This is a genomic window from Pseudomonas sp. 18.1.10 (assembly GCF_024655625.1).
In the GTDB taxonomy this organism is placed as follows: Bacteria; Pseudomonadota; Gammaproteobacteria; order Pseudomonadales; family Pseudomonadaceae; genus Aquipseudomonas.
Genome location: NZ_JANLGL010000217.1, coordinates 1 through 8,983, shown reverse-complemented (window position 1 = coordinate 8,983; position 8,983 = coordinate 1). Strand labels below are relative to the sequence as shown.

The window sequence follows — 8,983 nt, the reverse complement described above, 5'->3', positions numbered from 1 at the left end:
AGCCAATACCTACTTCACTGACACACCGCTTTCGCGAGCAAGCCCGCTCCCACATTTTTGACCGGGTCGGCTGTTAGAGCACATACCGCATGATCGCCACAAAATGCAGCAAACTCCCGCCAATCACAAACAAATGCCAGATCCCATGGGAGTGCCGCAGTCGATCTTCCAACGCAAAAAAGATGATGCCGACGGTATACAGCACCCCACCCGCCGCCAGCCAGGTAAACCCCGCCACTCCCAGCGCCGCGATCAACGGCTTGACCGCCACCAGCACGATCCAGCCCATCACCGCATAAATCACGATCGACAGGATGCGCGCCTCAGAACGCGGCTTGATCTCTTGCAGGATGCCAATTACCGCCAGCCCCCACACAATCCCGAACAGCGTCCAGCCCCACGGGCCGCGTAGCGTCACTAGGCAAAACGGCGTGTAACTGCCGGCGATCAACAGGTAGATCGAAAAGTGATCGACCTTCTGCATGATCTCTTTCCGCCGCCCGCGCACGCTGTGGTACACCGTGGACGCGCTGTACAGCACCAGCAACGTGACGCCATAGATCGCCACGCTGACAATCTTCCACGGGCTGCCATCCAGGCTCGCCACCACCAACATCCACACCGCCCCCGCAAAGGCCGCGACCGCGCCGAGCAAGTGGCTCCAGGCGTTGAATCGTTCACCGTGATACATACGCCATTGACCTCCGATGCTCGTTAGCGATTGAGCACCAAGGGTCCAGCGTTGTGGGGGAGAGTGCAAGGGGTTGTGAACGGCTCACGTCCATTCATGACCTGCGAGCAAGTCATCCACACGGCTTAACATCGCCGTCGCGCCGTCCATGAGTTGGCCCAGCAGCGCTTCATCTTCGTCCATGTAACCCTCATATTCTGCGAGGTTCCGGCGCTCATGGCACAGCGCCAATAACCGCACCTGCACCTTGCTCGCACCGAGGGTGTGGATCAGGCACTGAAAGACTAGATAACGTTTGTCAGAGCGATAACCTTGCAGGCGCAAGGCCGTGAGGGCGATGGCGTGGGCGGCGTTGTAGGCCAGGTCAAAACGACTGGCAAACGATAACTGTGGCGTGCTCGCGTCTTTCAAACGATCCCGGGCCGAGCGCATCAACCCATCGCATTCCTTACGGTCTGGCGGTTCAGCTTTCAGGCCGCCACTACGTTGCAGATTCTCCAGGTTTGCCTTGCTGTCCATCCGTGGACTCCAGGGGGTTGCCCCCAATCAGATTGATCTTGTCCTGCTGCACGACCCGCTGCACAAAACTGTTCCCGGCATTCCATTTGCCAATCCAGTCTTCAGGGGTGTAAAGCGTTGGGTTGATGGTGCGGCCCAGTTGCTCTTCCAGCGGCATGAGCTGCTCCATGACGTCACTGTAGTTGAGGCTTTCGCCAATCAGCATCAGATCTATGTCACTGGATGAGTGCGCCTCGCCCTTGGCGATAGAGCCATAGATAAAGGCCCACGTCAGTTGCTCGGCGAAGGGTGCCAGTGCAGTGCGCAATGGCGCGTCCAGGCTCAGCGTTTTACGCACGATGGCCAGCAGCTCCGAGTAGATCGGACATTGGGGGTTGGCTTGGTAGTGGGTCTGGTTGCCCTGGCGCGTCATGCTCAGGATGCCTGCCAACTGCAAGCGCTCCAGTTCGCGAGTGAGGCTGCCCTTGCCCACCAAGGCCCAGCGAGCGATTTCATTGGTGAAGAAGCTTTGATCGGGCTTGCCGAAAAGCAGGCCCAGTACCTTTTGCTGGGTGACAGTGAAGAGTGCAGCGCTGAGCGACAAGGTGTGCATGGCAGAGGCCAATCAGTCCCAAAAAGGGAACGATAGGTCCCTTTTTGGGAACGATCAAGTATTAAGCCGCCGATGAGGGGGCAATCTGCTCCAGTGCTCGATCCACCAACAACTGCCCAAGCTCTGCCATTTGCTGGATCCCAAGCATGATTGCGCGCTGGGAGGTGTCCAGGTCGAAGGCCAGGTTGCAGGTCATGGCGTTGAGGGACGATAGGGTTTCGCTGGCATTGACCAGCAGCGCTTCGGTGTCTTGGTGAGGGTTGACGGTGAAGAGGTGGGTGGGGGGATTGGGGGTAGGTTTGACCATGATGAAACTCCTAAACAGTGAGTAAGGAGCGCCACCGTTCGCTTGCACGCGAATGAGGGTGGCGACCGTGCGCAGGTGTGCAAGACCGGGCCTGTTTAGGACACCCAGCAGGTCCGAAGACCTCCTGCGCGCAGCCGCCATAAAGCAGCGAGCACAAAAAACGCCCGTTGGATGGCTGGGCGTTTGTACGCCTAAACAGTTTCGTCGGACTTGCACGTCCGTGTCACCGTTTTTTGCGATGACGGGACGAAGACTAGGCGCGCCGGCTGCACGCGACAAGTTCATGCCTGGCCCAAAATCTTGCGGGAAAAATCCGAGGCATCGCCCAACGTCGCACAGCACTCAAGCCTTGTGAAGATCCACTGTGGGAGCTGGCTTGCCTGCGATGGCAGTGTGTCAGTCACTGCATCAACATCTGATACACCGCTATCGCAGGCAAGCCAGCTCCCACATTCGATCTTCACAGGGCTTGAGATCAGGCCAGGCCGGATTCCACCAACAACGCTTCCAACCCCAGCAAATCCGGCACCTTCGCCACATGTTCCCCCACCTGCACCGCCGCCAGCTCCAGCGCACACAACGGCACATCCACATAACTCAACTGGCTATCGAGCTTGTACGAACGCGGAATGCCCTGGATCACCAGGGCAATAAACTTCAACGTCGGCCGCCCGCCCAGGGTGTTCAACACCACGATCCGCGAACGCTCCCCCGTCACCACCGCTTCACCACACACCGCTTCAAAGCTAATCAACGGCAATTGCCGGTCACGCCAGGTCACTTGGCGCAGGTACCACGGTGGCGCGTCGCTAGCGGGTTCGCCGCGCTGGTAGTCGATCAGCTCGGCGATGGCGACGTTGGGCAGCACCAAATGACGGTCGGCCAATGGCAGCAGCAGGCCGGTGAGTTGGCTGGTGCGGTGGTCAAGCATGGGACTTGCTCCAGTAGGCGATGCTTTCCAGCAGCACCGACTCTTGGTACGGCTTGCCGAGGTAGTCGTTGACGCCGATGGCCATGGCGCGGTCGCGGTGTTTCTGGCCGGTGCGCGAGGTAATCATGATGATCGGCAGGCGCATCAGGCGCGGGTCGTTGCGCACCTGGATGGCCACTTCAAAGCCGTCCATGCGCGGCATTTCGATATCGAGCAGCATCAGGTCCGGGGTGTGTTCTTCAAGCACGGCGATGGCGTCGATACCGTCCTTGGCGGTGAGTACGTTCATGCCGTTGCGTTCCAGCAGGCGGCTGGTGACTTTGCGCACGGTCACCGAGTCGTCCACCACCAGCACCAGCAGCGGGCGCTTTTTCAGCGGGTCGTTGAGCACCAGCGGCGCGTCCACCGCCTGTGCCGGCAAGACCGGTTGGCGGGCGCGGATGTGCGCGAGCAAGTCGATGATGAGTACCACGCGGCCATCGCCGAGGATGGTCGCGCCGGACAACCCCTGCACCCCGGCAAACTGCGGGCCCAGGCCCTTGACCACAATCTCCCGCGTGCCCGCCATGGCGTCCACATGCACCGCCACCCGCCGCTCGTTGCACTGCACCAGCAGCACCGGCACCGGCTGGTACTGGCCAAGCAGTTTCGGGCGGCCGACGGTGTGCAGCAGGTCGCCCAGGTAGAACAATTCGTAGCGCTGGCCGGCGTACTCGTAACGCGGCGGGTCTTGCTGATAGTGCCCGGCCAGTTCATGGGGCATGACCCGCACCAGGCCTTCGATAGTGTTGAGCGGGATCGCGTATTGATCGTCCGCGCACTGCACCATCAACGCGCGGTTGACCGACACGGTAAACGGCAAGCGAATGCGAAAGTGCACACCCACCCCCGCCGTCGACTCAATAAACATCGAGCCACCGAGTTGGCGCACTTCTTCATGCACCACGTCCATGCCCACGCCGCGCCCGGAAATCTGCGTGATCTTTTCCGCCGTGGAAAACCCCGGTTGCAGGATGAACTGCAACACATCGCGGTCGCTGATCTCCTGGTCCGGCGCGAGCAAACCGCGCTTGATCGCCTTGCGCCGCACCGCTTCCAGCGGCACACCGGCGCCGTCGTCGCGCATGTCGAAGACGATGTCGCCGCCTTCGTGGGTCAGGTCCAGGGTGATACGGCCCTTCTCCGGCTTGCCCGCCAGCAGGCGCGCATCGCGGGATTCCAAGCCATGGTCCACGGCATTGCGCAGCATGTGTTCCAGCGGCGCCGCCATGCGTTCCAGCACGTTGCGGTCCATCTCGCCTTCGGCGTTGCCGACGATGAATTCGACGTCCTTGCCCAGCTCGCCCGCTACTTGCCGCACGATGCGCTTGAGGCGCGGCAGCATGCGTTCGAACGGCACCATGCGCGTGCGCATCAGGCCCTCTTGCAACTCGGTGTTGATGCGCGCCTGTTGCTGCAACAGGTCGTGGGCATCGCTGTTGCGCCGGTCGAGGGTGTCCTTGAGGTCGAGCAAGTCGGAAGCGGATTCGGACAACGCCCGCGACAGTTGCTGCAACTGTGAATGGCGGTCCATTTCCAGCGGATCGAATTCTTCATAACCCAGGCGCTCGGCCTCGGCCTGCTGGCGGCTGAGGATGCGGCCCTGGGTTTCGGTGTCGAGGCGGCGCAGTTGGTCGCGCATGCGCTCGATGGTGGTTTCCACTTCGCTCAGGGCAATGCGTGCATCGTTGACCTGCTGCTCGATGCGGCCACGGAAGATCGAGGTTTCGCCCGCCAGGTTGACCAGATCATCCAGCAACTCGGCGGAGATCTTCACCATGTCGGCCGCCGGCTCCACCACCGCCTCAGCCTTGTTCGCCGCCAACGCCACCGGCATCACCGGCTCGGCGCTTGGGTGCACCAGGCTTTTGATGCGCTCGATGAGTTTGTCCACCGAGCCCACCGGCAAGCCATCCGCCACCGCGTCGATCATCTGTGCCAAACGGTCGTGGCAGCCTTGCAGCAGGGCGAACAATTCCGCCGACGGCGCCAGCAGGCCGGCCGACAAGCCTTCGTAGAGAAATTCCAGCTCGTGGGCCAGATCACCGATCGGCCCGATCTCGACCATGCGCGCGCCACCCTTGAGGGTGTGCAGGTCACGCAGCAGGGTTTCGACTTCCTGGCGGTTGCCCGGTTCGGCCTGCCAGCGCAGCAGGGCGCTGCCGGAGCTGTCGAGGATATCGGCGGCTTCTTCGAGGAAAATATCCAGCAGTTCAGGGTCGGCGCCGGGGCTTTCCACGGCCGGGACCGCAGCGGCCGGTGGCGTGCTCTGGCGCAATGCCCGCACCTTGGCCACCAGCTCCGCGCTGTCGCTCAGGGGCTGCTGCTGTTGCAGTTGGTCCAGTTGCAGGGCCAGCCGTTCATGGCAGGCCATCAGCACCTGGGACAGCTCGGCGCAGTAGCTGTAGCGACGGTCCACCAAGCCTTCGTAAAGGTGTTCCAGCTCATGGGCCAGCTCGGCCACCGGGGCGATTTCGGCCATGCGCGCGCCGCCCTTGAGGGTGTGCATGTCCCGTTGCAGCGACGACAGCGGTGCGGCGCCGTCGGGCTCCAGCAACCAGCGCTTGAGGGACTGCCCGGCGCTGTCGAGGATGTCCACGGCCTCTTCGAGGAAGATCTCGACGATCTCATCGTCCACCGCCGTGTCCTGCTCCAACTGCGCCGTGGCGGCGCCCAGTTCGGCGATGCTCAGGGCGCGGCTGCCGTCGCTTTTCACCAGACCGGTGGCGGACGGGTCGAGGGCTTCGTCCAGCAGCTCGCGCAAGGCTTGCAGGCGTGCCGGCACCGCGCTGATTTCCTGGCCGGCGGCAAGCTGGTCAAGCATGTTGATGAGCGCTTCATGGGCCAATTCGGCCTCATGGAAAAAACGCTCGCTGACCGCCAGGCTGCTCTCTTCCACCGCGCCATACAGGTCGAGCAAGGCTTCGCACAGTTCGTCGATGGCGTGCAGGTCGGCGATGTGCGCGCCCTGCCCCAGCGTGGTCAGTTCGTCCAGCAGCGCGGTGAGTTCCTGGCGCTCGCCGGGGTGCTGTTGCCAGCGGCGCAACAGGGTTTCGGCGTCGAGCAGGATGTCCATGCCCTGGGCCAGGAAGTTGGCGATCAACTGCGGGTCGCGCTTGATGCGCAGGCCGGTGTTGGGCGCGTCGAGCAAGGCAGCCAGTTGCCGGTCGAGCAGGGCCTGGATGCGCGTTATCAGGTCCGGCGCACCTTTGATCGGCGCCAGCGGGTCGCGGTCCAAGTGGCGCAGGCCGCGCTGGAACAGGCCTTCAGCCTCCAGCAACAGCTCCACTTCATCCAGGTCCAGCGGCAGGCGGTGGGCCTTGTATTCGCGGGTCAGGTGATCCAGCGGCCGCGCCAGTTCGGCGATGGGCAACACGCCGGCCATGTACGCACTGCCCTTGAGGGTGTGCAGGGCGCGTTGCAGTTCATCGCTGACTTGCAGCGGCAGGTGTTCGGTGGCTTGTTGCAGGAAGTGGTTGAGGCTGTCCAGGTGGCTCTGGGCTTCGTTGCGGAAGATCTCCAGCAGCATCGGGTCATGGGGTTCGGCAGCCGGCACGGCGGTGCCACTGGCCAACGCGTGGGCGCGGGCGGCCAGGGCGTCGACTTCGTCGCGCTGGTGTTGGTCGTCGGTGGCAAAGTCGGCGATCAATTCCGGCAGCAGGGCTACCGCTTCATCCAGTACCTGCTGCACCTGCGGGCCAAGGGCCACGCTGCGTTCCAGCACGCGGTTGAGCAGGTTTTCCACGGCCCAGGCCAGTTCGGCCAAGACCAGGGCGCGGACCATGCGGCCGCTGCCTTTCAAGGTGTGGAAGGCACGGCGCATTTCGCCCAGGGCCGCTTTATCGGCCGCGCTCGCCAGGTGGCGGTGCAGCACTTCGAGGACTTCATCCGTCTCTTCGAGGAACACTTCGCGCAGTTCATCGTCGATGGGTTCTTCGTCGGCCGGTGGCGGCAGCAGGCTGCCCGGGCGTTGCAGCGCGGGCGGGTTGAGGCGCGACGTCGGGTTGGCCAGCGCATCGAACTGCGACTGGCTCGGCGCAGCCTCGGAAGACAACGCGCCGTCCGGCGCCACCAGCGCTTGGCGCCAGGGTTTTTCTGCCGGCAGGTAACCCAGCGCCGCCAGGGCCTGGGTGGCGGTTTCCAGGACCCGCTCACCATCGGCGTCGGGGTCCTGGAGCATGCGTTCGAGGTAGTACTCCAGGCTGCTGATTACGTCGGCGAAATGCGCCAGATCGTCGGCGGACGGCGCCGTGTCATTGAGCATCAACGCTTCATCGACGTAATCGGTGCAACCGCGCATCAGGCTCGCCGCCCGTGGCAGCGGGATCATCGCCAACGCGCCGCGCACCTGGCTGAGCAGTTCCGGCAGGGATTCCAGGCGCTGCCTGTCCCAATCGGCTTCGAGGCAGTCGATCACCAGTTCCTTGGCCTGGCGCAGGCACTGGCAGGATTCGCGGATCACCAACTGATGGATCTGCGTCAGGTCGGTGGTGGGCAAGCGGCTTTCTTCGCGGCTTTCCGGCTCGACGGTGCCGACCATCCCCGCCAGCGTCGCTTCGACGTAAAGCAACGCGCCGGCGACATCCATCAACACGGCGTCGTTGGGTTCGCGTTGGCCCTGGGCCAGGCTCAGCACCACGGCGAGCTGGTCGATGATGACTTTGCGCGGCTGGCCGAAACCCAGCACCGCCAGGGTGTCGGCGATCTGCCGCAGCGGCGCGAGCAGCGCATCGAGGTCGCTGGTGTGCTGGCGATCACTGCGCACGAACAGGTCGAGGCGTTCCTTGACCCGCACCAGTTCTTCGCACAAGGCGCCGAGCACCGAGCCCATGGCGTTGCGATCCGGCCCGGCCAAGCGTGCGCGCTCGGCATCCACCACGGCGCTGTCGGGCAAGGCTTCATCCAGGCCGTAGCGCTCCTTGAGGCTTTGCATGCGCGGCGTCGGCCGGGTGACTTTGGCCACGTAGAACAACAGGCTCTTGAGCAAGTCATCCGGGGCCGGCTGGTTGATCCCCGCGATGCCCTGGGCCAGCAGACGCTTGAGTTGTTTGTCACTGGCCTTGAGCAGGCTGCGCAGCGCCGGGCTGTTGGCGATCACGCCGGTGAGCATGCCTTCGACCAGCGCCGAGGTGACTTGCCACAGCGGCAATAGCGGCGCGCCCTGGCACAGCGCTTCGAGGCGCGCAAAGACCCGCGCCATGTCTTCCAGGTTGCTGGGGCCATGGTCTTCGCGCAGCAACCCGGCGAGGGCTTGTTGCAGCAGTTGGTGCCACTGGCGCAGTTGCGCTTGTAGGTCGGGCATCGCGCGCTGGGCCAGGGCTTCATCGGAGAGCGGTGCGATCGACAGCAGCTGCGGGCTGAACAGGCTGGTTTCCGACAACAGGCTTTCACCCCGCGCACTGCGCAGGTCGTTGAGCAGCGGCAGCACCACCAGCGGCAAGTCGCGGCGGGCGCTGTGGACGCGGTCGAGGTACAGCGGCAGTTGGCTGAGGGCCTGTTGCAAGAGGCGGATGCTTTCGTCGCGCTGGCCGACCTGCCCGGCCTGGAATGCCAGGGCCAGGTGTTCGATCTCTTCGGCCAGCAACGCCGCGCCGTAGAACTCGACCATTTGCAGGGCGCCATGCACCTGGTGAATGCCGGCCAGGCACTGGGCGATGACGGCGCTGTCGCCGGTTTCGACAAACGCGTCCAGCGCCGAACGGGCCTGTTTCAGGGTTTCGGCAATGTCGCCCTTGACCCATTCGAGGGCCACGTAGTCGTGCCGATCAACCATAACTGCTCCGCTTAGAATTCGTGGGTGGCTGGTGTGGCCAAGATTTCCAGACAAATGGAGATCAAATGTGGGAGCGGGCTTGCTCGCGAATGCAATCTGTCAGTTGATGTATCCGGCGACTGATACACCGC

Annotated in this window: 6 protein-coding genes; all 6 read right to left on the bottom strand. The window is 63.4% G+C overall.

The genetic code is table 11. The features are described 5' to 3' along the window. Nucleotides 1-73: 73 nt before the first annotated feature. Entirely contained in the window at nucleotides 74-691 is a 618-nt protein-coding gene (locus tag NUV89_RS24845) for a hemolysin III family protein (RefSeq protein ID WP_017736386.1), read from the bottom strand. An 84-nt stretch (nucleotides 692-775) separates the two neighbouring features. Beyond that, nucleotides 776-1,210 carry a hypothetical protein gene (locus tag NUV89_RS24840; protein ID WP_257783400.1) on the bottom strand — a complete coding sequence of 145 codons (435 nt, stop codon included), beginning with the start codon at nucleotides 1,208-1,210 and terminating at the stop codon, nucleotides 776-778. Then, nucleotides 1,173-1,802, bottom strand: coding sequence for a nucleotidyltransferase domain-containing protein (locus tag NUV89_RS24835; RefSeq protein ID WP_257783399.1), 630 nt, complete (start codon nucleotides 1,800-1,802; stop codon nucleotides 1,173-1,175). Before NUV89_RS24835 ends, NUV89_RS24840 begins: the two co-directional genes overlap by 38 nt. Nucleotides 1,803-1,863: 61 nt before the next feature. Then, nucleotides 1,864-2,109: a DUF6124 family protein gene (locus tag NUV89_RS24830; RefSeq protein ID WP_257783398.1), complete on the bottom strand. Its 246-nt coding sequence runs from the start codon at nucleotides 2,107-2,109 to the stop codon at nucleotides 1,864-1,866. A 475-nt stretch (nucleotides 2,110-2,584) separates the two neighbouring features. Further along, on the bottom strand, nucleotides 2,585-3,040 hold the full coding sequence (locus NUV89_RS24825) for a chemotaxis protein CheW (protein ID WP_017739425.1): 456 nt from the start codon (nucleotides 3,038-3,040) through the stop codon (nucleotides 2,585-2,587). After that, nucleotides 3,033-8,852 carry an Hpt domain-containing protein gene (locus NUV89_RS24820; protein ID WP_257783397.1) on the bottom strand — a complete coding sequence of 1,940 codons (5,820 nt, stop codon included), beginning with the start codon at nucleotides 8,850-8,852 and terminating at the stop codon, nucleotides 3,033-3,035. The genes NUV89_RS24825 and NUV89_RS24820 overlap by 8 nt, the downstream gene beginning before the upstream one ends. Nucleotides 8,853-8,983 lie beyond the last annotated feature (131 nt).